Origin of the sequence: Catellatospora vulcania (genome assembly GCF_009720385.1) — a bacterium.
GTDB classification, from domain to species: domain Bacteria; phylum Actinomycetota; class Actinomycetes; order Mycobacteriales; family Micromonosporaceae; genus Catellatospora; species Catellatospora vulcania.
In genome coordinates this window covers 395,410-419,137 of the sequence record NZ_ML769302.1, presented here as the reverse complement: position 1 = coordinate 419,137, position 23,728 = coordinate 395,410, and the positions used below count along the sequence as shown (strand labels likewise).

25 protein-coding genes are annotated in these 23,728 nt (G+C 70.5%); 19 read left to right on the top strand and 6 right to left on the bottom strand.

Translation table 11 applies throughout. From position 1 onward, the window contains the following. Nucleotides 1–50: 50 nt before the first annotated feature. Nucleotides 51–674, bottom strand: a complete 624-nt coding sequence (locus tag F6W97_RS06225) for a GTPase domain-containing protein (RefSeq protein ID WP_196278996.1) — start codon at nucleotides 672–674, stop codon at nucleotides 51–53. Nucleotides 675–836: 162 nt separating this feature from the next. Between F6W97_RS06225 and dnaK the strand changes: the two genes are divergently transcribed. The 5 genes from dnaK (at nucleotide 837) to F6W97_RS06200 (ending at nucleotide 5,451) form a co-directional block, all read left to right on the top strand. Then, nucleotides 837–2,678, top strand: a complete 1,842-nt coding sequence (dnaK, locus tag F6W97_RS06220) for a molecular chaperone DnaK (protein ID WP_155369161.1) — start codon at nucleotides 837–839, stop codon at nucleotides 2,676–2,678. Then, complete coding sequence (grpE, locus tag F6W97_RS06215) at nucleotides 2,675–3,505, top strand: nucleotide exchange factor GrpE (protein ID WP_230686450.1); 831 nt, start codon at nucleotides 2,675–2,677, stop codon at nucleotides 3,503–3,505. Before dnaK ends, grpE begins: the two co-directional genes overlap by 4 nt. An 80-nt stretch (nucleotides 3,506–3,585) precedes the next feature. Then, nucleotides 3,586–4,746 (top strand): molecular chaperone DnaJ, encoded by a 1,161-nt coding sequence (gene dnaJ / locus F6W97_RS06210; RefSeq protein ID WP_155369160.1) that lies wholly within the window; start codon nucleotides 3,586–3,588, stop codon nucleotides 4,744–4,746. A 6-nt stretch (nucleotides 4,747–4,752) separates the two neighbouring features. Continuing rightward, nucleotides 4,753–5,160: a heat shock protein transcriptional repressor HspR gene (locus F6W97_RS06205; RefSeq protein WP_155369159.1), complete on the top strand. Its 408-nt coding sequence runs from the start codon at nucleotides 4,753–4,755 to the stop codon at nucleotides 5,158–5,160. 75 nt (nucleotides 5,161–5,235) lie between these two features. Next, nucleotides 5,236–5,451, top strand: a complete 216-nt coding sequence (locus F6W97_RS06200; RefSeq protein ID WP_155369158.1) for an antitoxin — start codon at nucleotides 5,236–5,238, stop codon at nucleotides 5,449–5,451. 67 nt (nucleotides 5,452–5,518) lie between these two features. Here the strand turns inward: F6W97_RS06200 and F6W97_RS06195 are convergent, their stop codons facing one another. Then, entirely contained in the window at nucleotides 5,519–5,950 is a 432-nt protein-coding gene (locus tag F6W97_RS06195; protein ID WP_155369157.1) for a hypothetical protein, read from the bottom strand. A 245-nt stretch (nucleotides 5,951–6,195) separates the two neighbouring features. Here F6W97_RS06195 and F6W97_RS06190 point away from each other — a divergent pair, with 245 nt between their 5' ends. From F6W97_RS06190 to F6W97_RS06155, 8 genes are all read left to right on the top strand, one after another. After that, entirely contained in the window at nucleotides 6,196–7,341 is a 1,146-nt protein-coding gene (locus F6W97_RS06190; RefSeq protein WP_155369156.1) for a hypothetical protein, read from the top strand. Nucleotides 7,342–7,428: 87 nt separating this feature from the next. Further along, nucleotides 7,429–10,008 carry an ATP-dependent chaperone ClpB gene (gene clpB / locus F6W97_RS06185; RefSeq protein ID WP_155369155.1) on the top strand — a complete coding sequence of 860 codons (2,580 nt, stop codon included), beginning with the start codon at nucleotides 7,429–7,431 and terminating at the stop codon, nucleotides 10,006–10,008. Between the two features lie 141 nt (nucleotides 10,009–10,149). After that, on the top strand, nucleotides 10,150–10,785 hold the full coding sequence (locus F6W97_RS06180; protein ID WP_155369154.1) for a hypothetical protein: 636 nt from the start codon (nucleotides 10,150–10,152) through the stop codon (nucleotides 10,783–10,785). A 138-nt stretch (nucleotides 10,786–10,923) separates the two neighbouring features. Further along, nucleotides 10,924–11,583, top strand: a complete 660-nt coding sequence (locus F6W97_RS06175) for a hypothetical protein (protein ID WP_155369153.1) — start codon at nucleotides 10,924–10,926, stop codon at nucleotides 11,581–11,583. Between the two features lie 57 nt (nucleotides 11,584–11,640). Next, complete coding sequence (locus F6W97_RS06170; RefSeq protein ID WP_230686449.1) at nucleotides 11,641–12,489, top strand: SDR family NAD(P)-dependent oxidoreductase; 849 nt, start codon at nucleotides 11,641–11,643, stop codon at nucleotides 12,487–12,489. 67 nt (nucleotides 12,490–12,556) lie between these two features. Then, nucleotides 12,557–13,087 (top strand): orotate phosphoribosyltransferase, encoded by a 531-nt coding sequence (gene pyrE / locus F6W97_RS06165; RefSeq protein WP_155369151.1) that lies wholly within the window; start codon nucleotides 12,557–12,559, stop codon nucleotides 13,085–13,087. A 40-nt stretch (nucleotides 13,088–13,127) separates the two neighbouring features. Then, entirely contained in the window at nucleotides 13,128–13,523 is a 396-nt protein-coding gene (locus F6W97_RS06160) for an ArsR/SmtB family transcription factor (RefSeq protein ID WP_120317708.1), read from the top strand. A gap of 252 nt (nucleotides 13,524–13,775) precedes the next feature. Further along, entirely contained in the window at nucleotides 13,776–15,500 is a 1,725-nt protein-coding gene (locus tag F6W97_RS06155) for a VWA domain-containing protein (RefSeq protein WP_155369150.1), read from the top strand. Between the two features lie 130 nt (nucleotides 15,501–15,630). Here the strand turns inward: F6W97_RS06155 and F6W97_RS06150 are convergent, their stop codons facing one another. Continuing rightward, nucleotides 15,631–16,392, bottom strand: a complete 762-nt coding sequence (locus F6W97_RS06150; RefSeq protein ID WP_230686448.1) for a DedA family protein — start codon at nucleotides 16,390–16,392, stop codon at nucleotides 15,631–15,633. 66 nt (nucleotides 16,393–16,458) lie between these two features. Here F6W97_RS06150 and F6W97_RS06145 point away from each other — a divergent pair, with 66 nt between their 5' ends. Next, nucleotides 16,459–16,956: a SigE family RNA polymerase sigma factor gene (locus tag F6W97_RS06145; RefSeq protein WP_155369149.1), complete on the top strand. Its 498-nt coding sequence runs from the start codon at nucleotides 16,459–16,461 to the stop codon at nucleotides 16,954–16,956. Then, entirely contained in the window at nucleotides 16,953–17,981 is a 1,029-nt protein-coding gene (locus tag F6W97_RS06140) for an LCP family protein (RefSeq protein WP_155369148.1), read from the top strand. Before F6W97_RS06145 ends, F6W97_RS06140 begins: the two co-directional genes overlap by 4 nt. Here F6W97_RS06140 and F6W97_RS06135 read toward each other — a convergent pair. Then, entirely contained in the window at nucleotides 17,972–18,196 is a 225-nt protein-coding gene (locus tag F6W97_RS06135) for a hypothetical protein (RefSeq protein ID WP_155369147.1), read from the bottom strand. The genes F6W97_RS06140 and F6W97_RS06135 overlap by 10 nt on opposite strands. A gap of 68 nt (nucleotides 18,197–18,264) precedes the next feature. Between F6W97_RS06135 and F6W97_RS06130 the strand changes: the two genes are divergently transcribed. The 3 genes from F6W97_RS06130 (at nucleotide 18,265) to F6W97_RS06120 (ending at nucleotide 20,539) form a co-directional block, all read left to right on the top strand. Next, the gene (locus F6W97_RS06130) at nucleotides 18,265–18,645 is read left to right on the top strand and encodes a phage holin family protein (RefSeq protein ID WP_155369146.1); all 381 of its coding nucleotides are present in this window, start codon (nucleotides 18,265–18,267) and stop codon (nucleotides 18,643–18,645) included. Nucleotides 18,646–18,795: 150 nt separating this feature from the next. After that, nucleotides 18,796–19,818: a class II fructose-bisphosphate aldolase gene (gene fbaA / locus F6W97_RS06125; protein ID WP_155369145.1), complete on the top strand. Its 1,023-nt coding sequence runs from the start codon at nucleotides 18,796–18,798 to the stop codon at nucleotides 19,816–19,818. A gap of 202 nt (nucleotides 19,819–20,020) precedes the next feature. Then, nucleotides 20,021–20,539: a hypothetical protein gene (locus tag F6W97_RS06120; protein WP_155369144.1), complete on the top strand. Its 519-nt coding sequence runs from the start codon at nucleotides 20,021–20,023 to the stop codon at nucleotides 20,537–20,539. 154 nt (nucleotides 20,540–20,693) lie between these two features. Here the strand turns inward: F6W97_RS06120 and F6W97_RS06115 are convergent, their stop codons facing one another. Further along, nucleotides 20,694–21,800, bottom strand: coding sequence for an LOG family protein (locus F6W97_RS06115; protein ID WP_155369143.1), 1,107 nt, complete (start codon nucleotides 21,798–21,800; stop codon nucleotides 20,694–20,696). A 75-nt stretch (nucleotides 21,801–21,875) separates the two neighbouring features. Between F6W97_RS06115 and F6W97_RS06110 the strand changes: the two genes are divergently transcribed. Next, entirely contained in the window at nucleotides 21,876–22,283 is a 408-nt protein-coding gene (locus tag F6W97_RS06110) for a DUF3151 domain-containing protein (protein ID WP_155369142.1), read from the top strand. Between the two features lie 10 nt (nucleotides 22,284–22,293). On the opposite strand, the gene F6W97_RS06105 is transcribed toward F6W97_RS06110, so the two are convergent. Beyond that, nucleotides 22,294–23,694 carry a hypothetical protein gene (locus F6W97_RS06105; RefSeq protein ID WP_155369141.1) on the bottom strand — a complete coding sequence of 467 codons (1,401 nt, stop codon included), beginning with the start codon at nucleotides 23,692–23,694 and terminating at the stop codon, nucleotides 22,294–22,296. Nucleotides 23,695–23,728: the final 34 nt, after the last annotated feature.

Sequence of the window (23,728 nt, the reverse complement as noted above, 5' to 3'; positions counted from 1 at the left end):
ACGCGGTGCCGACCTGAACCCTCGTCGCCCGCGGGAGCGGCCGTCCGGTGTCATCTTGACTCGGCAAGTTTCGCACTCGCGGTCTTGTCGAGGAACTCCCAGATCGGGGTGACCACTCGCTCCGAGAGCATGCCCTGCCGGTCGAGCGCCGATTCGGCGACCACGAACAGTGGCACCGGTTCGCCGAGCAGCTGGGTCAGGTGCGGCAGGATCTCGTCCGCCGCCTCGGTGGGCAGCCGGTTGAGGACCACCGCCAGGTCGACCCGGCGTTGCTGCGCAGCCCTCAGGTGCCGCCACGCCTCGGCGTCAGCGTAGCGGCTCGCCGTCGTCACGAAGATCCAGAGGTCGGCCTGTTCGAACACGGCATCGGTGACCGCGCGGTTCTTCTGGTCGATCGCGTTGAGGTCCGGCGCGTCGACGATCGCGACGTCGGAGGGCAGCGCGGGGGCGGCGATCGGGTGCAGCCCGGCCACGTGGGTCGCGGCCACGCTGCGCGGGTGGCAGGCCAGGGTCGGCTTGCGGGTGGTGGGGCGCAGGATGCCGGTGGCGCTCACGGGTGACCGGACCAGGCTGTTGACCAGCGTGGACTTGCCCGCGCCGGTCGGCCCGCCGACGACTGCGAGCAGGGGGCCGGTCCGCGCCGCGCCCTCCTCGGTTACTCGTTGGTCATACACAGGGGAAGCGTATGCGGAAATGGGACAACTCACTAGGACACCGTTAAACTTGAGTGTGACCGACTCAACCTTCCGCTTGACACTTCCCGGTCTCATGTCAGTATTGAGCCGTCCGGACTCAACTTGAATCTGCGGCAACCTTGATCTTGGAGGAACACGAAAATGGCACGTGCGGTCGGCATCGACCTGGGTACGACCAACTCCTGTATGGCCGTGCTCGAGGGTGGCGAACCCACCGTCATCGCGAACGCCGAGGGCTCCCGCACGACGCCCTCGATCGTGGCGTTCGCCAAGAACGGTGAGGTGCTCGTCGGCGAGGTGGCCAAGCGCCAGGCCGTCACGAACCCGGACCGCACCATCCGGTCCGTGAAGCGTGAGGTCGGCACCAACTGGACCGTCGACATCGACGGCAAGAAGTACACGCCGCAGGAGATCTCGGCCCGTGTGCTGCAGAAGCTCAAGCGCGACGCCGAGGCCTACCTCGGCGAGACCGTGACCGACGTAGTGATCACCGTCCCGGCGTACTTCAACGACGCGCAGCGCACCGCCACGAAGGAGGCCGGGGAGATCGCCGGCTTCAACGTGCTGCGCATCGTCAACGAGCCCACCGCCGCCGCGCTGGCGTACGGGCTGGACAAGGGCAGCAAGGAGCAGACCGTCCTGGTCTTCGACCTGGGCGGCGGCACGTTCGACGTGTCGCTGCTGGAGCTGGCCGAGGGCGTCGTCGAGGTCAAGTCGACCTCCGGTGACAACCACCTCGGCGGCGACGACTGGGACGAGCGCATCATCGAGCACCTGGTGAAGACGTTCCGCGGCCAGTACGGCGTGGACCTGGGCGCCGACAAGATGGCCATGCAGCGCCTCAAGGAGGCCGCGGAGAAGGCCAAGATCGAGCTGTCCGCCGCGAACACCACCGGCATCAACCTGCCGTACATCACGGCCGGCGCCGAGGGCCCGCTGCACCTGGACGTCACGCTCACCCGGGCCGAGTTCCAGCGGATGACCCAGGACCTGCTGGACCGCTGCAAGGCGCCGTTCGAGCAGGCGATCAAGGACGCGGGCGTGAAGCTGTCCGACGTCGAGCACGTCATCCTGGTCGGCGGCTCCACCCGCATGCCCGCGGTGACCGACCTGGTCAAGCAGCTCACCGGCAAGGAGCCCAACAAGGGCGTCAACCCGGACGAGGTCGTCGCCGTCGGCGCGGCCCTGCAGGCCGGTGTGCTCAAGGGTGAGGTCAAGGACGTCCTCCTGCTGGACGTGACCCCGCTGAGCCTGGGCATCGAGACCAAGGGCGGCATCATGCACCGCCTGGTGGAGCGCAACACCACCATCCCGACCAAGCGCTCCGAGGTCTACACCACCGCGGACGACAACCAGCCCTCCGTGCTCATCCAGGTCTTCCAGGGCGAGCGCGAGATGGCGGCGTACAACAAGAAGCTCGGCACCTTCGAGCTGACCGGCATCGCGCCGGCCCCGCGGGGCGTGCCGAAGATCGAGGTCACCTTCGACATCGACGCCAACGGCATCGTGCACGTCTCGGCGAAGGACCTCGGCACCGGCAAGGAGCAGTCGATGACGATCACCGGCGGCTCGTCGCTGCCGAAGGACGACATCGAGCGCATGCGCCGCGACGCCGAGGAGCACGCGGACGAGGACCGCCGCCGCCGCGAGGAGGCCGAGACCCGCAACGTGGCCGAGGCGCTGCAGTGGCAGACCGAGAAGTTCCTGGCCGAGAGCGGCGACAAGCTGCCCGCCGACGCCAAGGAGAGCATCAACGAGGCGCTGAGCGAGCTGCGCAGCGCGCTCGCGGGCACCGACCTGGAGAAGATCAAGTCGGCGCACGAGAAGCTCGCCCAGGTCTCGCAGGCGGCCGGTTCCGCGCTGTACAACCAGGGTGACAACCCGGCCGCGGCCGGTGCGGGCCAGCAGCACGACGCGGCCGGCGGCCGTGCCGATGACGACGTCGTGGATGCGGAGATCATCGACGACGAGGGCAAGAAGTGACCGGAGCAGCACAGGGTGCCTCGCCGGCGGAGGAGCAGCCTCCCGCCGGCGAGCGCATCGTGATCAAGAACAAGCGGAAGATCACCCCGAGCGGAGCGACCATGTCCGAGCAGCCGGCGACGCCGGCCGCCCCGGCGGCCGACACCGAGCAGCCCGCAACGGCGCAGGAGACCCCTGCCCCGCAGAGCAACACCGAGCAGAACCTCGCCGAGGACGTCACCGCCCAGGCCGTCGGGGAGCAGGTCACCGTCGAGGTGCCGGTCGTCCCGCAGCCGGACGCGACCGCCGAGGCCGGGTCGAACGCCGAGGAGGCGGTGGAGGGCGAGGTCGTCGAGGCCGAACCCGTCGTCACTGCACCCGCGGCAGAGGCCGAGAAGGTTCCCGCGACGCTGGGCGCCGAACTCGCGCAGCTGCGGTCCGCGCTCGAGGAGCGCACCGCGGACCTGCAGCGGGTGACCGCCGAGTACGCCAACTACCGCAAGCGGGTGGAGCGCGACCGCACGGTCTCCGCCGAGCTCGCCACCGGCCAGGTGCTGTCGGCGCTGCTGCCGGTGCTGGACGACCTGGACCGGGCGCGCGAGCACGGCGACCTGAGCGGGCCGTTCGGTGCGGTGGCCGACCAGATCGCGGCGGTGGTGGCGAAGTTCGGCCTGACCGCGTTCGGCGAGAAGGGCGACGCCTTCGACCCGAACCGGCACGAGGCGGTGGCGCACCTGCCGTCCGCCGACGTGACCGAGCCGACCTGCATCGACGTGATGCGCCGGGGCTACCTGCTGGGCGAGCGCCTGCTGCGCCCCGCGATGGTGGCCGTAGCCGCACCAGAGTGACACCATGACCGGGGCTCTCTCCCCGCCCCGATTCCGGGCGCGGGGAGGGAGCTTCGATCACGACAGGGGGAGGGGGACGGATGAGCTCGAAAGACTGGCTGGAGAAGGACTTCTACGCCGTGCTCGGAGTGGCCAAGGACGCCACCTCAAGCGAGATCAAGAAGGCGTACCGCAGACTCGCGCGCGAGCTGCATCCTGACCACAACCCCGGCAACAGCGCCGCGGAGGAACGGTTCAAGTCGGTCTCCGAGGCGTACGACGTGCTGTCGGACGAGAACCGGCGGCGCGAGTACGACGAGATGCGCTCGCTGTTCGAGGCCGGCGCGTTCCGGCGCGGCGCCCGCGGCGGGGGCGGCCAGCACTTCGACGTGAACGACCTGTTCGGCCAGGGCGGTGGACGGCAGGGCCCGGACCAGCGGTTCGGTGGCGCGAGCTTCTCCGACCTGTTCGGCTCGATCTTCTCCGGCGGGGCAGGCGCGGGGACTCCGGCCCGCCCGGCCCGCGGCCGCGACGTGGAGGCCGAGATCTTCCTGGACTTCGCCGACGCGGTGCAGGGCACGACCCAGCCGCTGACGCTGCGCACGCTGGGCGTGTGCGACACCTGCCACGGCGACGGGGCCAAGCCGGGCACCCGCCCGCGTGCCTGCCCGCACTGCCAGGGCACCGGTGTGGTCAACCGCAACCAGGGCGCGTTCGGCTTCTCCGAGGCCTGCCGCGACTGCCAGGGTGTGGGCACGGTCGTGGACCAGAAGTGCCCGGAGTGCCACGGCACCGGCGGGGTGACCAAGACCCGCACGCTGACCGTACGCATCCCGGCGGGCGTCTCCGACGGGCAGCGCATCCGGCTGGCCGGGCGCGGTGAGCCGGGCGAGCGCGGTGGCGCCCCCGGTGACCTCTACATCCGCGCGATCGTGCGCCCGGACGCGATGTTCGGCCGCAACGGCGACGATCTGACCGTGACGGTTCCGGTGACCTTCGCCGAGTCGGTGCTCGGCTCCGAGGTCCGAGTGCCCACTTTGGACGGCATGATGAAGGTCAAGGTGCCGGCGGGCACGCCCAGCGGTCGGCTGCTGCGGGTACGCGGCAAGGGTGTGCCCAAACGTGATGGCCACAGCGGAGATCTGCTGGTTACCGTGGAGATCGTGGTGCCGCAGCAGCTCTCCGACGAAGCCCGGGAGGCGTTGGTGCGCTTCACCGAGCTGGCCCCGCCGGTCCGGCGGGACCACCTGGAACGGAGGTGATCCACAGTGGATGAACAAGCGAAGGTGCTGCTCATCTCGGTGGCCGCGCAGCTGGCCGGCATGCACCCGCAGACGTTGCGGCAGTACGACCGGATGGGTCTGGTCGAGCCGGGTCGCTCCGCGGGCGGCGGGCGCCGCTACAGCCTGCGCGACGTCGAGCTGCTGCGCGAGATCCAGCGGCTGAGCCAGGAGGAGGGCGTCAGCCTGGCCGGCGTCAAGCGGATCATCGACCTGGAGCGGCTGGTGCTGGAGTTGCGCGAGCGGCTGGAGCAGGCTCACCAGCAGCTGGCGTATGCCGAGCGGCGGCTGGCGCAGCTGGAGACCATCTCCGCGTTCCCGCGTACCGATCTGCTGCCGAGCACGCGCACGTCGACGGCGCTGGTGGTCTGGCGGCCGCGTTCGGCCGAAGGCTGAGTCCGGCCGGTCGCCCGCCGGTATCCTCGATAAGGGACCAGTCCGAATTGTCGGACTGGCCCGGAGGGGGATGAAATGGGCATGTTGGACAAGGCCAAGGACGCCCTGGGCATCGACGACAAGGCGGACCAGGCCTCGGACAAGGCCAAGCAGATGCAGGACAAGGCCAAGAAGGCCGTCGACCAGGCCGGCGACGCCGTCGACGCCAAGACCGGCGGCAAGTACACCGGTCACGTCGACAAGGCCCAGGACATGGCTAAAGACGCGATCGACAAGATGGACAAGAAATAGTCGTATCGCGCCACGGCTCCCCGCGGTCAGGTGCCGCGGGGAGCCGTGTGTGCGAGATCAGGTGCTTTTACTGCAGGCGGCGCGAGTGCCGGACCAGGCCGCCCTCGCACCAGTCGTGGTAGTCGAACAGTTGCGGGCGGGCCAGCAGCACGCGGGTGTTGTGGGCCCAGATCGCCATCTGCTCGTCGCCCTCCTCCTCGGCCTCTTCGACCAGCTTGCGCAGCTTGCGCCGCGGGTGGGCCTTGAAGCCGGTGCGGATGGCGTCGGCGGCGTAGATGTACAGGCAGTGCATGGCGAAGCGGCGGGCCGGGCAGCTGGTGTCCATCGCCAGGTCGAACAGGGTCGCGATGAGCCTGTCCCCCGAGACGAGCAGGTCCCAGTCCGGCGGCATGGCGGTGAGCGGCACGGAGTCCGGCGCGTACGCCCAGGTGCGCAACTCGTTGGGGGTGGGGTCGACCGGGTTGGCGAATCCTCGGAACACCGCCGGGGGAGCGCTCATCGTTATCTCCTCCGCTGTGACGACGCGGGATTGTGGAAGACGCGGCCAAAGTCAGCGGCGCTGCTGCCGCGACACGCTAGCGTGCCTTCCCAGCTCAAGGGAAGGTCAAGACAAGTAGTTTCATCAACCTGTTACGCATTGCGACCAACCCCGCACGGTCGCCCGGCGTCGGGACGGGGTCGGCGCGCCATGTCCGGGAACCGCCCCGCCCGCTCGTGGCTCGACCCGGTATGACTTCCACCAGCGTGAATCGATTCGCGGTCCGCGTACGCCCGCTGCTCGTCCTGACGCTCGGGCTCGCGATGGCCACGGCGTGCACGCCCCGCGGCGAGACGCCCGCCTCGCCCACGGGCGCCGCTCCGGGCGCGACCCACCCGGCCCCGCCCGCGCGGGCCGTGGTCACCGAACGCACGACCGACGTCGGCGTGCCGTCCGATTACCACCCTTTCGTCGAGTTCGCCGACGCCCGCAACGGCTACGCCGTCTTCACCGACTGCGAGGGCACGGGGTCGTGCCGGGGCCGCCTGTTCGCGACCGCGGACGCCGGGGTCACCTGGCAGGCGCGGCCGATGCCGCTGACCGAGGACGACAGCAGCATCCAGCTCTACGCGGTGGGACCGCAGCAGATCATGATCTGGGGCGAGAAGGCCGACGCGTACCACCTGTCCCGGGACGGCGGCCGGACCTTCACCCCCAGCCGCACCGTCCCGGCCGAGTACCACGCGGCCACCGGCGTCCGCTACGGCGTGGACTTCACCGCGAACGAGCCGGTGCTGCGCGATTGGCAGACCGGTGAGCCGGTCCCGCTGCCCGACGGCTACCAGGGTGCGGGCGCGGTCGCCACGCCCGACGGCGCGATCTGGCTGACCGCCCTGGAGCCGAAGAAGGAGACCGCCCGCAGCGTCGACGGCGGGCGCACCTGGCAGCGGCTGCCCGTGCCGGACCAGCCCGGCCGCAAGCTGTGGATGCTGTCGGTACGGGTCTCCCCCACCGGCGACGTGTGGCTCGTCGGGGAGCAGGACATGATGTCCGCGAGCGGCGGCGGCACGTCACTGCTACGCGGCTCGGTGCTCAAGGCGACCGGCCTGCCGCTGATCTGGCAGCTGGTGGACGGCGCCTGGCGGGCCCGCCCGATCGAGGGCCTGCGCGAGCAGCCGAATCGGATGTACACGGTGGCCCCGGTCGGCGACGGACTGCTGGCCATCGCGGGTCCGGACACCGTCGGCTACCTCGCCGACCGCTACGTCGAGATCCCCGGCTCACCGCGGCTGGACTGGGTCACCGAACTGCCCGACGGCACGCTGTTCGCCCGGCAGGATCAGTACGGCGAGTTCTATCTGGGCACCGGCCGCGGCTGGCAGCGCGAGTGGACGAAAGTCACATTGAAGTAGCTCGCTCACCGGGCGCTCCCGACTGGCCCGGATAAGTTGAGTGCAGTAGGCTCAACTTTGGTTCGGAGACCATAGTCGAGGGAGCGTATGGACACTCAGCGTCTGACCACGAAGAGCCGCGAGGTCATCACCGAAGCGGCGGCGACGGCGCAGCAGCGGGGCCACGCCACGGTCGAGACGTGGCACCTGCTGCTGACCCTGCTCGACACCGGCGGCTCCACAGCCGCGGGCCTGCTGCGGGCGGTCGGGGCCAACCCCGCCGACGTACGCCGGGCCGCCGCCCGCGCGGTCGAGCAGCTGCCCACGGCCCGCGGGTCGAGCGTGGCCGAGCCGAGCCTGTCCCGGGAACTGGTCAACGCGATCAACGCGGCCGAGCAGATCGCCCGCCCGATCGGTGACGAGTACGTCTCGACCGAGCACCTGCTGGCCGGGCTGGCCCGGGTCGGCGGCGCGGTCGGCAAGGCGCTCAAGCAGGCCGGCGCGACCGAGGAGGCCCTGGTCGCGGCGTTCCCGCAGATCCGCGGCGGCGACCGCCGGGTCACCAGCCCCGACCCCGAGCAGCAGTACCAGGCGCTGGAGAAGTACGGCGTCGACCTCACCGCGCGGGCGCGCGACGGCAAGGTCGACCCGGTGATCGGCCGCGACGCCGAGATCCGCCGCGTGATCCAGGTGCTCTCCCGGCGTACCAAGAACAATCCGGTCCTGATCGGAGAGCCCGGCGTCGGCAAGACCGCCATCGTCGAGGGCCTGGCCCAGCGCATCGTGGCCGGCGACGTGCCGGAGTCGTTGCGGGACAAGAAGCTGGTCAGCCTCGACCTGGGCGCGATGGTCGCCGGCGCGCAGTACCGCGGCCAGTTCGAGGAGCGGCTCAAGAGCGTGCTGGAGGAGATCAAGGGCAGCGACGGCCAGGTGATCACCTTTCTGGACGAGCTGCACACGGTCGTCGGCGCGGGCAAGGGCGAGGGCTCGATGGACGCGGGCAACATGCTCAAACCCATGCTTGCCCGCGGCGAGCTGCGCATGGTCGGCGCGACCACACTGGACGAGTACCGCGACAACATCGAGAAGGACCCGGCGCTGGAGCGGCGCTTCCAGCCGGTGGTGGTCGGCGAGCCCACCGTCGAGGACACCATCGGCATCCTGCGCGGCCTCAAGGAGCGCTACGAGGTGCACCACGGCGTGCGCATCACCGACGGGGCGCTGGTCGCCGCGGCCGGGCTGTCCGACCGCTACATCGCCGACCGCTTCCTGCCTGACAAGGCGATCGACCTGGTGGACGAGGCCGCCTCCCGGCTGCGCATGGAGATCGACTCCCGGCCCACCGAGGTCGACGAGATCGAGCGCCAGGTGCGCCGCCTGGAGATCGAGGAGATGGCGCTGGCCAAGGAGCCCGACCCGGCGTCGGCGGAGCGGCTCAGCAAGCTGCGCGCCGAGCTGGCCGACAAGCGCGAGCACATGGCCGCGCTGTCCGACCGCTGGCGCAACGAGAAGCAGCACATCCAGGCCATCTCGGTGGCCAAGGAGGAGCTGGAGGAGCTGCGCAACCAGGCCGACCGGGCCGAGCGCGACCTCGACCTGGGCCGCGCCTCGGAGCTGCGCTACGGGCGCATCCCGGCCCTGGAGCGCGAGCAGGCCCGCGCCGAGGCGGAGCTGGCGGCGCTGCAGACCAACGGCGCGATGCTCAAGGAGGAGGTCGGCGCGAACGACATCGCCGAGGTCGTCGCCGCCTGGACCGGCATCCCGGCAGGCCGGCTGATGGAGGGCGAGACCGAGAAGCTGCTGCGCATGGAGGAGTCGCTCGGCTCCCGCGTGATCGGCCAGGTGGAAGCCGTCGGCGCGGTCTCCGACGCGGTGCGCCGGGCGCGCACCGGGGTCGCCGACCCGGACCGGCCGACCGGCTCGTTCCTGTTCCTCGGCCCGACCGGCGTCGGCAAGACCGAGCTGGGCAAGGCGCTGGCCGAGTTCCTGTTCGACGACGAGCGCGCCATGGTCCGCATCGACATGAGCGAGTACGCCGAGAAGCACTCGGTGGCCCGGCTCGTCGGCGCCCCGCCCGGCTACGTCGGGTACGAGGAGGGCGGCCAGCTCACCGAGGCGGTGCGCCGCCGCCCCTACTCGGTGGTGCTGCTCGACGAGGTGGAGAAGGCCCACCCGGACGTGTTCGACGTGCTGCTCCAGGTCCTCGACGACGGCCGGCTCACCGACGGCCAGGGCCGCACCGTCGACTTCCGCAACGCGATCCTGATCCTCACCTCGAACCTGGGCTCGCACGCGCTCACCGATCCGACACTGAACGAGCAGCAGCGCTCCGACGCGGTGATGGCGATGGTGCGCAGCCACTTCAAACCGGAGTTCCTCAACCGGCTCGACGACATCGTGGTCTTCCACGCGCTCACCCAGGACGAGCTGACCCATATCGTCGACATCCAGCTGGGCAGGCTGCGGCGGCGCCTGGCCGACCGCCGGCTCACCCTGGAGGTCTCCGAGGTGGCCCGCAAGTGGCTGGCCAGCCACGGCTACGACCCGGTGTACGGAGCCCGCCCGCTGCGGCGGCTGGTGCAGTCGGCCATCGGCGACAAGCTGGCCAAGGCGCTGCTCGCCGGAGAGATCCGCGACGGCGACACGGTCCTCATCGACCGCGACGGGGACGCACTGAAGCTGGCCTGACCAGGCACTCCACGGGGCGGCGGGACGGCGCGCAGCCGTTTCCGCCGCCCCGTGGGCTTGGTGCGCCTCCTCCTGAGGGGTGAGCTGCGCTCGATCTGAGGTCGCAGGCGCGCGTGGCGGTCGGCGATTACGGTGTGCTGCATGTCGTACACGCCACCCCCGAGCGGTTACCTCGTTCCCGCCGCACCGGGCTCCGTCCCGCGGCCGAGCACGGTCTCCCTGTCCGCCCTGCTGCTCTACGTCATCTCGGCCGTCCTGGTGATCAGTTCGGCGATCTCCGTGTACACGTTCGCGTCGATGCCCGAGGGTCTCTTCGAGGACATCTACCGGGATGCCGGTATGGACGCCAACCTCGCGGAGACCACTGCCGCCGCCGCGACGATCGGCTCTTACATCGGGGCCGGCCTGTACGTGCTGCTCGCCGTGCTTTTCGTCGTGCTCGGCCTGTTCGTGGGCCGCGGCAAGCAGTGGGCCCGGATCACCACCTGGGTAATGGCCGGCCTCGGCTTCTGCTGCATCGGCTTCAGCCTGGCGTTCGCCTCGGTCGGCAGCAGCTTCGGCTCGTCCGGCAGCACCCCCGGCCTCGACCAGGAGGAGGTGACCCGGCGCCTCACCGAGGCCATGCCGTCCTGGTCCACCGCGGTGAGCACGGTGATGAGCGTGGTGCTCCTGCTGTCGTTGCTGGCCGTGATCATCATGCTGGCCCTGCCTCCGTCGAACGCGTTCTTCCGCAAGCCGACGCCGGAATGGACGCCGCCGGGCTACCCGGCCGTCTGACCTGCCAGCCAGAGGGGCCGGTGCTGATCGCACCGGTCCCTCTGCTGTCGGCGATATCCCCAATCAGACACATATTCCCTGGTAGTGCGGGTAACTTCCGATCTGGAGCAATCTTCGGGCCGCATCGGGGGTACGCCAATGACGCAATCCGCCTCGTCTCCGGTGGAGCCGGTGTCCCCGGCCGCTCCCAGAGCACTCTCGGCCCGGCCCATGGTGGTCACCGTCGCGGCCGCCGTGCTCGCCCTGCTCGCCCTGCTCAACCTGATTAACGCGATCCTGCACCTCGCCGCGATCAGCAGCGTGCTCAACCGGTTCCGGGTCCGGGCCGTGCTGGTGGGAGTGAACCCGGCCGACCTGGGCAACATCGAGACCAGCCTCAAGGCCGCCCTCCTCACCAGCGCCCTGGTCTCGGTGCTAGCCGCGATCGTGCTGCTGGCCCTGGCCTGGGGCGTGTGGCAGGGCAACCGGGTCGCCCGGATCCTCACCTGGATCGTCTGCGGCCTGGGCGTCATGCTCGCCTGCTGCGGCATCTCCGGCGCGGCGAGCCTGGGCTCCGGCAACGTGACGGTGCAGGGCGGCGGCGACCCCTCGATCACCCGCGGGGTGCAGGCCCTCGTCGACTCCTTCCCCGGCTGGTGGGCGGCCCTGTCCGGACTCTCCTCGGTGGGCCAGGTTCTCGGCTACATTGCCACTGCGGTGCTGCTCGCCCTGCCGGCTGCGAACGCCTTCTTCAGCCGGACGCGAGCGCTGCCGCCGGGCCCCGACACCCCCGCGGTGCCCCCCTCGACTACCGCCTGAGGTGAGCCGATGTCGTCCTCTTCCTCCTCCACCACAGCCTCCTCCGCCGGCACCGCCGTGCCCGACGCCGCGGCGGCGCCCGAGACCACCCCCGAACCGGCGGGCGAGCGCCGCACCGCCCTGGTCACCGGCGCGACCGCCGGCATCGGGCGCGCCTTCGCGGTCCGGCTCGCCACCGACGGCTGGGACGTGGTGCTCGTGGCCCGCGACGCCGGTCGGCTTGCCGAGTTCTCCGAGGCACTGCGCAGCGCGTACAGCGTGCAGGCGAGTGTCATCTCGGCGGATCTGGCCACCACGGAGGGTTGCGAGCTGGTGGAGGCGCGGCTGCGCGACACCGCCCGCCCGGTGGATCTGCTGGTGAACAACGCGGGACTGTCGCTGAACACGCCGTTCCTGAAATCCACAGTGGAACAGGAGCTGCATCTGCTGGCGGTGAACGTGCAAGCGGTGATGCGGCTGACGCACGCGGCACTGCCCGCCATGACGGCGCGTGGCCGCGGAGATGTCATCAATGTCTCATCGGTGGCCGGGTTCGGCGCGGCGATGCCTGGTAGTACCTATCCGGCGAGTAAGGCATGGGTCACCAACTTCAGCGAATCGGTGGCGCTTTCGGTGGCGCACCGCGGCGTTCGGGTGATGGCGCTGTGCCCGGGATTCACCCGTACGGAGTTCCACGACCGGGCCGGAATCAACATGACGAAGACGCCGGAGTGGCTGTGGCTGCAGGCCCCCCAGGTGGTCTCCGACAGCCTGCGTGACCTGCGGCGGGGCCGCACGGTGAGCGTGCCGAGCTGGAAATACAAAGTGCTGGTCGGGTTCATGCGGCACACCCCGACGCGGCTGCTGCGGCGGCTCGCGCGGGGGGCCCGGGTGCGCACCGGGCGGGACACCGAAACCGACAGCTGACGCGTGTGGGGAGGTCAACGCACCCCCCTAGATCGAGCTCTCAGGATCGGCGGGTAGTGTCCGTCCCATGTCCGACCGCGACGACCTGCGTAAATTCATCACTGACCTCGCGGTGGTTCGGGGAAAGGTGGTCCTGTCCTCGGGACAGGAGGCCGACTACTACGTCGACCTCCGCCGGATCACCCTGCACCACGCTGCTGCGCCCCTGGTCGGGCGCGTGTTGAACGACCTGACCGCGGACTGGGAATTCGACGCCGTGGGCGGTCTCACGCTCGGCGCCGATCCGGTCGCCGCCGCCATGCTGCACACCGCCTCGCGTCCGCTGGACGCGTTCGTGGTGCGCAAGGCGGGTAAGGCGCACGGGCTCCAGCGCCGCATCGAAGGACCCGAGGTGGCCGGCCGCCGCGTGCTCGCTGTCGAGGACACCTCGACTACTGGCGGTAGTGTTCTTGCCGCTATTGATGCACTGCGGGAGGCGGGTGCCGAGGTCATCGGTGTTGCGGTTATTGTCGATCGAGGCGCGGGCGATACGGTGCGTGCTGCCGGTCTGTCGTACCGAGCCGCCTATACGTTGGCGGACCTTGGCCTGTCGGCCTAACGGAACTCCGATCCGTACCTGCTAATATGTAGGTGGATCGATGCTGTTGTTGGAAGGAAGAAATCACGTGGGAACAGCTCTGGTGGAAACCCCGCTGCCTCAAATCTCGCCCCTCGCTGGTGAGCCGATCGAGCGTGCCGACGCGGAGCGTCTGGCCGGCGTCCTCAAGGCGCTCGCCGACCCGGCCCGCCTGCGGCTGCTCAGCCTTATCCAGTCTGCCCCCGAGGGCGAGGCGTGTGTTTGTGACCTGACCGCTCCGCTGGGCCTGTCCCAGCCGACTGTCAGCCACCACCTGCGCATCCTCACCGAGGCGGGCCTGCTCAACCGCGACAAGCGCGGTGTGTGGGCGTACTACAGCCTGGTGCCGTCCGCCATCGCCACCGTCGCCGAGCTGCTGACGCCGCCGCGCAAGCGCGCGACCAAGAAGGCTCGCTGACCCTGGCAAGGCCCTCAAGCGCCGCGGGGCGCACTCTCCGGCACGGAGAGTGCGCCCCGCGGCGCTTTTGGTGATATTGAAGGTCCGGAATCGTCACGGAGCGCGAGCTTCGGCAACCGTGAGTGAATTCTGTCATCACCCGGTTGCGCCTGGCTGCGGGACATCTAAGCTGACGCGAAGTTCGGCGTGCTGCCGCCCCGGTAACCCCCGCCGTAGGGCTCGGCGCCGCCGCCTCCTCACTGGGAGTCACCCATGTCTGGACGCCACATCCGTCGCGGCTGGGATGCCCCCGAGGCACCCGCCCCGCGGACCGGTCTGTTCGGCCGCCGGGCCGTACGGATTCCCGTCATCATCATCAGTGCCCTGTCCGTATGCGGCCTGGCCACCGTCGTGCTGCGTTCCGTCAGCGCGGACGCCGACGGCTGCGGCAGCGCCGGCATCACCCTGACCGTCGCCGCCGACCCGGCCATCGCGCCCGCCCTCACCGAGATCGGCTCCCGCTGGAGCGCCACCAGCCCGACGGTCGGCGAGGACTGCGTCCGCGTCGAGGTCGTCGAGAAGGCGTCCTACCAGATGGCCAACGGCCTGGGCACCTGGGCGGGCGGCACGGTGGACGTGGCCGGCAAGCCCGAGCCCACCCCCGCCGACGCCGACCTGCCCGTGGTCTGGGTGCCGGACTCGAGCTACTGGCTGGGCCGGGTCCGCGGGGTCGACCGCGACATCTTCGACGCCACCGCCCCGTCCCTGGCGGCCAGCCCGGTGGTGCTCGCCGTGCCGGAGACCGTCGCCCGCGACCTCACCGACTCCCTCGGCGCGGGCGTCGACGCCACGATGCTCAAGAGCCTGCTGTTCGCCAAGACGCCCGTGCTCAAGCTCGGCGTGGTCGAGCCGCGCCGGGACACCGCGGGCATGGTCGGCGCGATGATGCTGTCCGACGCGGTCGTCGCCTCCGAGGCCGACCTGCCCGCGCTGGTCGCGGTGTACCGCGGCATCGGCGGGCCGGTCGCCGACACCGGGGCGCTGTGGAAGGCGTACGCCGCCGGGATGACCGGCGCACCGGTCAGCGAGCAGGCCGTGATCGCCTACAACGCGGCTACGCCGAAGGCCCCGATGGCCGCGATCACCCTGGCGCAGGCCCCGACGCTGGACTTCCCCTACGCCGTGCGGGCCCGCCAGCCGCGCCCGCTGGCCGCCGCGGCCGCCCTGTTCTCGCAGGCCCTGCGCAGCGGGGAGTACAAGTCGGTCTTCGCCGCGAAGGGCCTGCGCTCGCCGGAGGGCGAGGCCTCCACCGGCTTCCCGACCGGCCACGGCGTCACCTCGAACACGGTCTTCGTGCAGCCGCTCAACGACATGAACAAGGTCGGCGGCGCGCTGACGGTCTGGGTCGCGGCGAAGACGCCGTCCCGGGTGATCGCGCTGGTCGACGCCACCTCGTCGATGGGCCGCACGATGACCGGCGGCGGCAACACGGCCGTGCGCATGCAGGTGCTGCGCAGCGCGGCGGAGAAGGGCCTGAAGCTCTTCACCGACGAGAGCGAGGTCGGCCTGTGGGCGTTCGCCGGTCCGGGCCACCAGCCGCTGGTGCCGCTGGCCGAGCTGACCAAGTCGCAGCGCAACAAGCTGAACACCGCCGTCCAGCACGCCGCGCCCGTGCCGACCGACATCTGCCCGCTCTACAAGTCGATCATCGACGGGTACCGCGAGCTGCTCCAGGGGTACGACCCGAGCCGCAGCAACACGCTGGTGGTCTTCACCGACGGCCGGGACAACTCCGGCATGGCGCTGCGTGCCGTGCAGCGCGAGCTGGAGAAGCTGGCCGACGTGACCAAGCCGATCCGGGTCGTGCTGCTGGGCCTCGGCCCGGACGTGAAGCTGACCGACCTGCAGGCCATCGCCGACACCGCCGGCGGCGCCGCGTTCCAGGTCACCGACCCCAGCCAGATGGAAGCCATCTTCCTGAAGGCCCTGCTCGCCTGACACATGCGGAGGGGGTACGGCCGATGGCCGTACCCCCTCCGCATGTGCCGTGATCATCGAACTTGCCAGGCACCTGTGCGTATCTTGGACCGTCTTTCGCCCACCTGCCGGGCAGGTCGGGCGATCATGGTCAGCCGATGTCGACCTTGCTCATGACGACGGTCTCGTCGCCGCCGTGGTGGCCGCGCTTCTTGGCCTGGCGCTCGCGGATGACCTCGATGAAGACCGGGATCAGCGAGATCGCGACGATGAGGAACACCATCGGCAGGATGTACTTGTCGATGTGCTCGGGGCCGCCGATGGCCTTGATGATCTGCTCGGCGAGCAGGTAGCCGGCCAGCAGGAAGCCGTCGACCCAGAGGATCGCGCCGACCACGTTCCAGATGAAGAACTGCCTGGCCGGCATGCCCAGCACGCCCGCGACCGGGTTCATGAAGGTGCGCACGATCGGGATGAACCGGGCCAGCACGATGGCGCGGCGCGGGCCGAACTTCTCGAAGTAGTGCTCGGCCTTGCGCACGTACTCCTGCTTGAACAGGCGGGAGTCGGGCTTGTTGAACATCCGGGGGCCGTACTTCGCACCCAGCCAGTGCCCCAGCTGCGCGCCGATGATGGCGCAGATCGGGCCGAGCACCAGCAGCCAGCCGATCGGCAGCTGCACTCCCTTCGACTCCAGGAAGCCGGAGGCGAAGACACCCGCGATGAACAGCAGCGAGTCACCGGGCAGGAAGAAACCGACCATCAGGCCGGTTTCGGCGAAAAGAATGAAGCAGACGCCGAACAGCGCGGCCGGGCCGAACAGGTTCAACCAGTCCGTCGGATTCAGGGGATTGAAGTCGGCGGCGGCCAGCGGGGGCGCGGCCAGGGCCTGGAGAGTGTCGACTACGGTCACGCCGCACAACAGTACCGGGCAATGTTCTGAACACCCGGACACGTCCTGTGAGTCGAGGAGGTGGCTGTGACGTACGAGGAATTCGTCAACACGCGACTCGGCGCGCTCGCGCGGTATGCGGTGATGCTCACGGGTGACCAGCACACGGCCCAGGACCTCGTCCAGGAGACGATGGTCCGCGTCCAGCTCAACTGGCGCAGGGTGGCCCGCGCCGACGCGCCCGAGCGCTACGTCAAGCGCATGATGATCAACCAGTATGTCGACTGGCGGCGCGGATCCTGGCTGCGCCGCGTGTTCCTGCGGCCCGACGCCGACGAGGCGGTCGCCGTACCCGTCGACCACGCCCAGCGCACCGCGGACCGCGACCACATCTGGTCCCTGCTGGCCACGCTGCCGCGGCAGCAGCGGGCGGCGCTGGTGCTGCGCTACTACGAGGACCTGCCGGACGGGGAGATCGCCGAGATGCTCGGCTGCACCGTAGGCACGGCCCGCGGTTACATCTCGAAAGCGCTGACCCGGTTGCGGGAGTCGGCGGAGCGGCTGAGCCTGGGAGGAGTCCGATGATCGAAGAAGAGCTGCGGGAGGCGTTCGCCCGCCACGAGGAGCAGGCTCCTCCGCTCGACCCGCTGCGCCGGGCCATCGACGCCCTGGCCGCCCGCCGTCGCCGCCGCCGCACGGCGACCCGCTCCGGGGCCGCTGCGGTGGCCATGGCGCTCGCGCTGGCGGTTCCGGTGCAGCTCTGGCGCGGCGATCTCCTCCCGTCGATCCCGCTGGTGGGCAGCGACTCCGTGGCGGCGGCCCCCACCGGCCCGCTGAACCTGCTGCTGCTGGGGCTGGACCAGCGTGGCGACATGGGCGACGCCCGAGCCGACACGATCATGCTGGTGCACCTGCCGGCCGACGGAAGCGCGGCGTACCTGGTCTCCATCGAGCGCGACGTCGCCGTGGAGATCCCCGGCGAAGGCCGACGCAAGATCAACGGGGCGTACACCGTCGGCGGTGCGCAGGGTGCCCGGCAGGTGGTGGAGCGCCTCACCGGGGTGCGAGTGGACGCCGTGGCCGAGGTCGGGTTCGCCGCGCTGCGGCCGGTGATCGACGCCTTGGGCCCCCTGCCGTTCTGCCTGCCACAGCGGGTGACGTCACAGCACACCGGGCGGTTCTATCCGGCCGGCTGCCGCGAGCACACCGGGGCCGAGGTGGAGGATCTGGTGCGCCAGCGCCAAGGCATGCCCCATGGCGGTTACGACCGTGACCGCATCGGTCAGCGGGTGCTGCTGGGGCTCGTGAAGAAGGCCGGTGACCGGGCGCTGTTGAGCGACTTCGGCATGGTCAGCCGGCTGGCGAGCACGCCGGGGATCACCCTGCACACCGGTGACCTCAGCCTGCTCGGTCTGGCGATGCGGCTGGACCGGGTCGAGGCGGCAGACGTCGTCGGAGTCAGTCAGCCGACGTTCCGGCCGGTCACCTACGACGGGTGGCCGTACGAGCAGCTTGATCCGCAGGTCGCGCCGGAGCTGTTCGCGGCGTTGCGGGGCGACACCATGAACGAGTTCGTCCTGCTGCACCCGGCCTGGGTGATTCAGAAGTAGTCCTCCTCGGCGGGCACGACCACCACGTTCTGCTCGATCTTGTCCCACTCGGAGGCCGGCGGCACCGGCTCGTCCGGCCCTCCGAGCGGCTCCTCAGGGAGGGCGTTGTTGAGGTCCTCGGCGTCCGCCACGGGATCCACCGGCGTCGACTGCTCGAGCGCGTCGGCTTCGGGCACGTCGTCGGCGTACGCGTTCCCTGCCACGTTCTCGGTCATCGTTTCACGGTATGACTCGCCTGCGATATTCGCCAGCAGATGTGGGTTTCAGCGTAGAAGATGACCATATGGGCTTTCTGATCCGTTGGGTGATCAACGCAGTCGCGCTGTGGGTCACCACCCTGGTCGTCTCGGGCATCGAGGTCACCGCCGCGACCACCACGCGCAGCATCCTCACCCTCATCGTGGTCTCGCTGATCTTCGGCCTGGTCAACGCGATCCTGAAACCCGTCATCCACCTGCTCGGATGCGTCTTCTACGTGATCACGCTGGGTCTGTTCGCGCTGTTCGTCAACGCGGGGCTGTTCCTGCTGGTGGACTGGCTGGCGACCGTGTTCAAGCTGCCGTTCGAGATCGACGGGTTCTGGCCGGCGTTCTGGGGAGCCATCGTGATGGGCATCGTGAGCTGGGCACTCAGCCTGCTGGTGCCGGACGGCGACGAGGGCTGACGAGGCGGGTGGGGCCGATTCGCCAGGTCAAGTGACGTAGGCAATACTCCTGTAACGAGGACATCGCGGTCTTCCCGCAGCCATCGGGCGCGGCGACGCGCACCGCCGCGGCCATCCGCGTCACTGCACGCACGCTAGGAGCGTTCACAGATGCCTATCGCATCCCCTGAGGTCTACGCCGAGATGCTCGACCGCGCCAAGGCCGGCGCGTTCGCCTACCCCGCGATCAACGTCTCCTCCTCGCAGACGCTGCACGCTGCGCTGCAGGGCTTCGCGGAGGCCGAGAGCGACGGGATCATCCAGGTCTCGACCGGCGGCGCCGAGTACCTGTCGGGTCCGACCATCAAGGACATGGTCTCCGGTTCGGTCGCCTTCGCCGCGTTCGCGCACGAGGTCGCCAAGAAGTACTCGGTCAACGTCGCGCTGCACACCGACCACTGCCCGAAGAACAAGCTGGACGGTTTCGTCCGCCCGCTGCTCGCGATCTCCGCCGAGCGTGTTGCCCGGGGCGAGAACCCGCTGTTCCAGTCGCACATGTGGGACGGCTCGGCCGTGCCGCTGGACGAGAACCTGCAGATCGCCGAGGAGCTGCTGGCCCTCACCCACGCCGCGAAGATCGTCCTTGAGATCGAGGTCGGCGTCGTGGGCGGCGAGGAGGACGGCGTCGTCGGCGCGATCGACGAGAAGCTGTACTCGACCGTCGAGGACGCGCTGGCCACCGCCGCCGCGCTGGGCCTGGGTGAGAAGGGCCGCTACATGACCGCCCTCACCTTCGGTAACGTGCACGGCGTCTACAAGCCGGGCAACGTCAAGCTCCGCCCGGAGATCCTCAAGGAGATCCAGGAGCAGGTCGGCGCCAAGTACGGCAAGGACAAGCCGTTCGACCTGGTCTTCCACGGCGGCTCGGGCTCGCTGCTGTCGGAGATCCGCGACTCGCTCGACTACGGCGTGGTCAAGATGAACGTCGACACCGACACCCAGTACGCCTTCACCCGCCCGGTCGCCGACCACATGCTGCGCAACTACGAGGGCGTGCTGAAGGTCGACGGCGAGGTCGGCAACAAGAAGCAGTACGACCCGCGCGCGTGGGGCAAGGCCGCCGAGGCCGGCATGGCCGCCCGTGTCGCTCAGGCCTGCCAGGACCTGCGCTCCACCGGCACCCGCCTCAAGTAAATCCGCCACGCGGGCCGACGCGGTCCGCGGATTGGCACAAGATCGCTGAATGCGGTCATGATCTGCGGTTCCACCTCAGATCATGACCGCATTTCGCGATCACGGCGTGTTTCGCCGCGCGGTTTCGTTCCGCGTCCCCGCCTTCGCTGATGGGAATCGGTACGATCGTCCGAATCCGCGTCTCAGGGCAGGAGGTCCGCACGTGCTGGGCATCGACGGGTACGACCCGGTCTGGCACCACGATGCCGGTGCCCTGGCGGCGGCGCACCGCAACCGCTTCGCCCGGATCATCGGACAGCCGCTGGTCGGCTCCTGGCTGGTGTGGGACCTGGACTCCGAGGCCTGGTTCACCGGCGGCCCCGTGGTGTTCGGCTTCCCCGACGCCAACCTCGAAATCACGCACCGCAAGTTCGACGAGTGCGCGATCAGCTGGGACACCATCGACCTGCAGGCCCAGCTCGACTGGCCCGGCCTGCGGCTGGACTGGTGGGCCGACACCCACCCCGCCATCCTCTCGGCCCGGGGCCGCGCGCTGACCCGGGTCAACGCCATCGAACGGATCAGCCCCACCGCATGGCGCCCGCACGTGCTGCACGCGCTGGAGTTCTTCTTCGGCGACCTGCGCATCGCCCTGTTCAACGCGATGGACGAGAACGGCCTCACCGGCGAACCCGAGGTCAACCTGCCGGTCGGCTTCTGGCGCCGCATCCCGGTCGCGTAGCGGCCGGGATCGGCTGGCTCTGTCCGGTCGCGTAGCGGCCGGGATCAGCCGGCTCTGTCCGGTCGCGCAGCGGCGTTCCAAGATCGGTCGACTTGCCCGGCAGGTGGGCGTACGGCGGTTCAAGATACGCACGTCTGCCAGGCAAGTCGGACGATCAGGGGGCGCAGAGGATGGACAGGGCCTCGTCGACGTCGTCGGTGATGTGGACCAGGTCCGCCAGGGCCGCGCCGTGGAGCAGGGTGCGCAGCAGGCCGGTCACCGGTAGGACCTCGGTCCAGAACTCGACCCCCAGGAAGACGAACGGGCCGCTCTCCCCGTCCGTGGCGTAGTACGTCTTCGTCGCCGCCTGGAACACCTCCTGCACGGTGCCGGCCCGGCCCGGGGCGAACACGATGCCGCCGCGCGCCGCCTTCAGGATCACGTCCTCCCGGATCGCGTTCGAGAAGTACTTCGCGATCTGGCCCGCGAACACGTTCGCCGGTTCGTGCCCGTACAGCCACGTCGGCACGGACAGGCCGCCCGCCCACGGGTCCGCGGCCGGGAACTCGGCCAGCACGTGCAGCGCGGTCTTCGTGTACGGGTCGTGGGCGTGGAAGTCCGGCTCCGCGGCCAGCCGGCCGATCGCCTCGTCCAGCGCCGCCACCGGGTGCGCGGCCAGATAGGACCCCAGGTTCGCGGCCTCCATGACACCCGGGCCGCCGCCGGTGATCACCAGCCGGCCGTGGCCGCCCAGCTCGCGGCCGATCGCAGCGGCCATCCGGTACGCGTCGCTGCCGCGCACCTCCGCGTGGCCGCCCATGATGCCGATGCGCCGCCGGGGCTCGATCTCGGCCAGCGCGTCATGCAGCGCGTTGTCGATGCCGTGGTCGTGCAGCCGCTGGGCCAGCGCTTCGCGGACACCCGCGTTCGGGCCGCCCTCGGCGACGAAGTGGTGATACACCCGGGAGTCGTACATGCCGGCGAAGCCGCTCTCGGCGAAGCCCGCGGTCAGGTCGGCGGCGGTGTAGAGGCGCGACGGGTGCGTCGGGTACGGCACCCAGTCGGCCACCGGCACCACGTGCGCGCCCCGGCGCACCAGCGCGGCCTCCGCGGCCAGGCTCGGGAACGTGCAGCCGATGAAGACCGCGTCCTTCACCTTGATCCGGGACAGGTCGGCGGTGATCGTCAGCCCCTGCACCGTGAGCCCGGCCAGGCTCTTCTCGGCCAGCCGTTCGGCCAGCTCCTCCAGGGACTCGATCTCCAGCGGGGTAGCAGCAGACATCAGGCGAGTATGCCCGTGACGAAACCCTCAGCGCAGCGCGGGGACATCCGCACCACTACCAGGTTGAATGTCCGTATGCAGAACCTGATGCCCGAACCTCCCGCCACGCTGCTGCCCGCCGACGAGGCCGCCGACGCAGCGCTGGCCGCCGCCGACGACCCGACCTCGGTCGCCGCGGCGCACCCGACGTACAGCGCCGCGTGGGCAGCCCTGGCCCAACTCGCGCTGACCGCGGGGCAGCCCGTTCCGGCGTACGCGTTCGCCCGCACCGGCTACCACCGCGGCCTGGACCAGCTGCGCCGCGCGGGCTGGAAGGGCCACGGCCCGGTGCCCTGGTCGCACGAGCCCAACCAGGGTTTCCTGCGCTGCCTGCATGCGCTCTCGGTGGCCGCCGCGGAGATCGGTGAGGCCGACGAGGCGGCGCGCTGCGCCCAGTTCCTGCGCGACTGCGACCCCTCGGCGTTCGACGCGCTGAACTCCTGACCGCTCAGGTTCAACCGGCGGCGGGTGTGGACTCCGGTGCGGCCGGACCCGCCCGCCGCCGTCTACGCAGGCGCTCCAGTGCCGTGTCCAGCGCTGCCGCCGCGATCAGCCACACCGCCACCCGGAACCAGATCGCCTCCTGGATGCCGAACCGTCCGTACTCCCCGGCCGCGAACAGCAGCTCGGCGAGGATCGCGGCGATGCTGACCAGCGCGAGCACCGCCCCGGTCGCGACGAGCAGGCGGCGGCGCCGCCACGCGCCGGTCGCGACCGCGGCGGCCAGGGCCAGCGCGAGGCCGCCGAACAGCCGGGGCAGCACCCGGGCGGGCTCGGCGGGGAAGGCGGCCCCGGTCACGGCCGGGGGCAGCAGGACCCCGCTGCGGCCGTACGTGGCGCCGCCGAGCGCCAGCGGCAGCGTGCGCATCGTCTCGCGGGCGTACAGGCCCGGCGCGGCCCGCGCGAACCGCCAGCCGGAACTGCGAGCGTTCTCCTTCCCCCACGCGACCAGCTCCGGGCAGGTCAGGTAGGCCGAGATGATCCGGGTCATCCGCCAGCCGCCCAGCTTCGCGGTCTCCTCCAGCGCGGTGCAGCGCGGCATGCCCAGCTGTTCCCGGTACACCGTGGCGATCTCGGGATTCGGCAGCACCTGCATCCGCAGGCGGTAGTTGAACGTCGCCTCCTCCAGCGTCAGCCCGAAGCTGCGGTCGGCGTACGTCTGGCTCATGGTGGGCGTGATCAGGTTGACCCAGGTGATCGCCACCAGCAGCGCCCCGTACGCCAGCGCCGGGGGCCGCCGGTGTGCCCGGTCCCGCCAGGCGCGCACCACCAGCACGAGCGCGACGACGGCGACCACGAGCCACAGCTCGGGCCGGACGAAGACGAGCCAGAAGGCGGTGGCGGTCAGCCCGACCAGAGCGGCCCGCGAGCCGGTGGCCAGCCACTGCAGCAGCAGCGCGAGGGTCGACACGCCGAGCGTGATCGACAGCGGCTCGGACAGGATGGTGAAGTCCCAGGCGGCGACCTGCGGCATCAGGGCCAGCAGCAGGATGCCTGCCGCGCCGACGATCTTGCCGGGCCCGGTGCGCAGGCGCGCGGCGACCACCCACGCCAGCAGCCCCCAGGCGAGGGTGCCCAGCGCCCACTGCGCGAAAACGCGTGCCGGGTCGCCGGGCAGCAGCGCGTACAGCAGGGGTGTGCCCCACAGCCGGGGCGCGTGGCCGGTCAGCGACAGCAGCGGTCCGCGGTCGAAGCCGCGCCCGCCGTGCCAGACGTAGGAGCCTGCGTCGTTGGTGACGAAGACCACGCCGCGGGACCAGATCACGAACCGCGCCACCAGGAACGCCCCGAGCAGCCCGGCGAGCACCCAGGCCACCGGACGTGACCTGCCGCCGGGCTGCGGACCGTCGCCCATCACCACTTCCGATCACGAGGCGCGGTGCCACCAT

What these genes read in the sequence shown, in the direction of transcription:
- F6W97_RS06105 (WP_155369141.1), bottom strand. Translation starts at nt 23,694, where the DNA reads ATGGGCGACGGTCCGCAGCCCGGCGGCAGGTCACGTCCGGTGGCCTGG.
- F6W97_RS06200 (WP_155369158.1), top strand. Translation starts at nt 5,236, where the DNA reads ATGGGCATGTTGGACAAGGCCAAGGACGCCCTGGGCATCGACGACAAG.
- F6W97_RS06175 (WP_155369153.1), top strand. Translation starts at nt 10,924, where the DNA reads ATGACGCAATCCGCCTCGTCTCCGGTGGAGCCGGTGTCCCCGGCCGCT.
- F6W97_RS06180 (WP_155369154.1), top strand. Translation starts at nt 10,150, where the DNA reads ATGTCGTACACGCCACCCCCGAGCGGTTACCTCGTTCCCGCCGCACCG.
- F6W97_RS06130 (WP_155369146.1), top strand. Translation starts at nt 18,265, where the DNA reads ATGGGCTTTCTGATCCGTTGGGTGATCAACGCAGTCGCGCTGTGGGTC.
- F6W97_RS06135 (WP_155369147.1), bottom strand. Translation starts at nt 18,196, where the DNA reads ATGACCGAGAACGTGGCAGGGAACGCGTACGCCGACGACGTGCCCGAA.
- clpB (WP_155369155.1), top strand. Translation starts at nt 7,429, where the DNA reads ATGGACACTCAGCGTCTGACCACGAAGAGCCGCGAGGTCATCACCGAA.
- F6W97_RS06155 (WP_155369150.1), top strand. Translation starts at nt 13,776, where the DNA reads ATGTCTGGACGCCACATCCGTCGCGGCTGGGATGCCCCCGAGGCACCC.
- F6W97_RS06140 (WP_155369148.1), top strand. Translation starts at nt 16,953, where the DNA reads ATGATCGAAGAAGAGCTGCGGGAGGCGTTCGCCCGCCACGAGGAGCAG.
- pyrE (WP_155369151.1), top strand. Translation starts at nt 12,557, where the DNA reads ATGTCCGACCGCGACGACCTGCGTAAATTCATCACTGACCTCGCGGTG.
- F6W97_RS06110 (WP_155369142.1), top strand. Translation starts at nt 21,876, where the DNA reads ATGCAGAACCTGATGCCCGAACCTCCCGCCACGCTGCTGCCCGCCGAC.
- fbaA (WP_155369145.1), top strand. Translation starts at nt 18,796, where the DNA reads ATGCCTATCGCATCCCCTGAGGTCTACGCCGAGATGCTCGACCGCGCC.
- F6W97_RS06160 (WP_120317708.1), top strand. Translation starts at nt 13,128, where the DNA reads ATGCTGTTGTTGGAAGGAAGAAATCACGTGGGAACAGCTCTGGTGGAA.
- F6W97_RS06195 (WP_155369157.1), bottom strand. Translation starts at nt 5,950, where the DNA reads ATGAGCGCTCCCCCGGCGGTGTTCCGAGGATTCGCCAACCCGGTCGAC.
- F6W97_RS06115 (WP_155369143.1), bottom strand. Translation starts at nt 21,800, where the DNA reads ATGTCTGCTGCTACCCCGCTGGAGATCGAGTCCCTGGAGGAGCTGGCC.
- dnaK (WP_155369161.1), top strand. Translation starts at nt 837, where the DNA reads ATGGCACGTGCGGTCGGCATCGACCTGGGTACGACCAACTCCTGTATG.
- dnaJ (WP_155369160.1), top strand. Translation starts at nt 3,586, where the DNA reads ATGAGCTCGAAAGACTGGCTGGAGAAGGACTTCTACGCCGTGCTCGGA.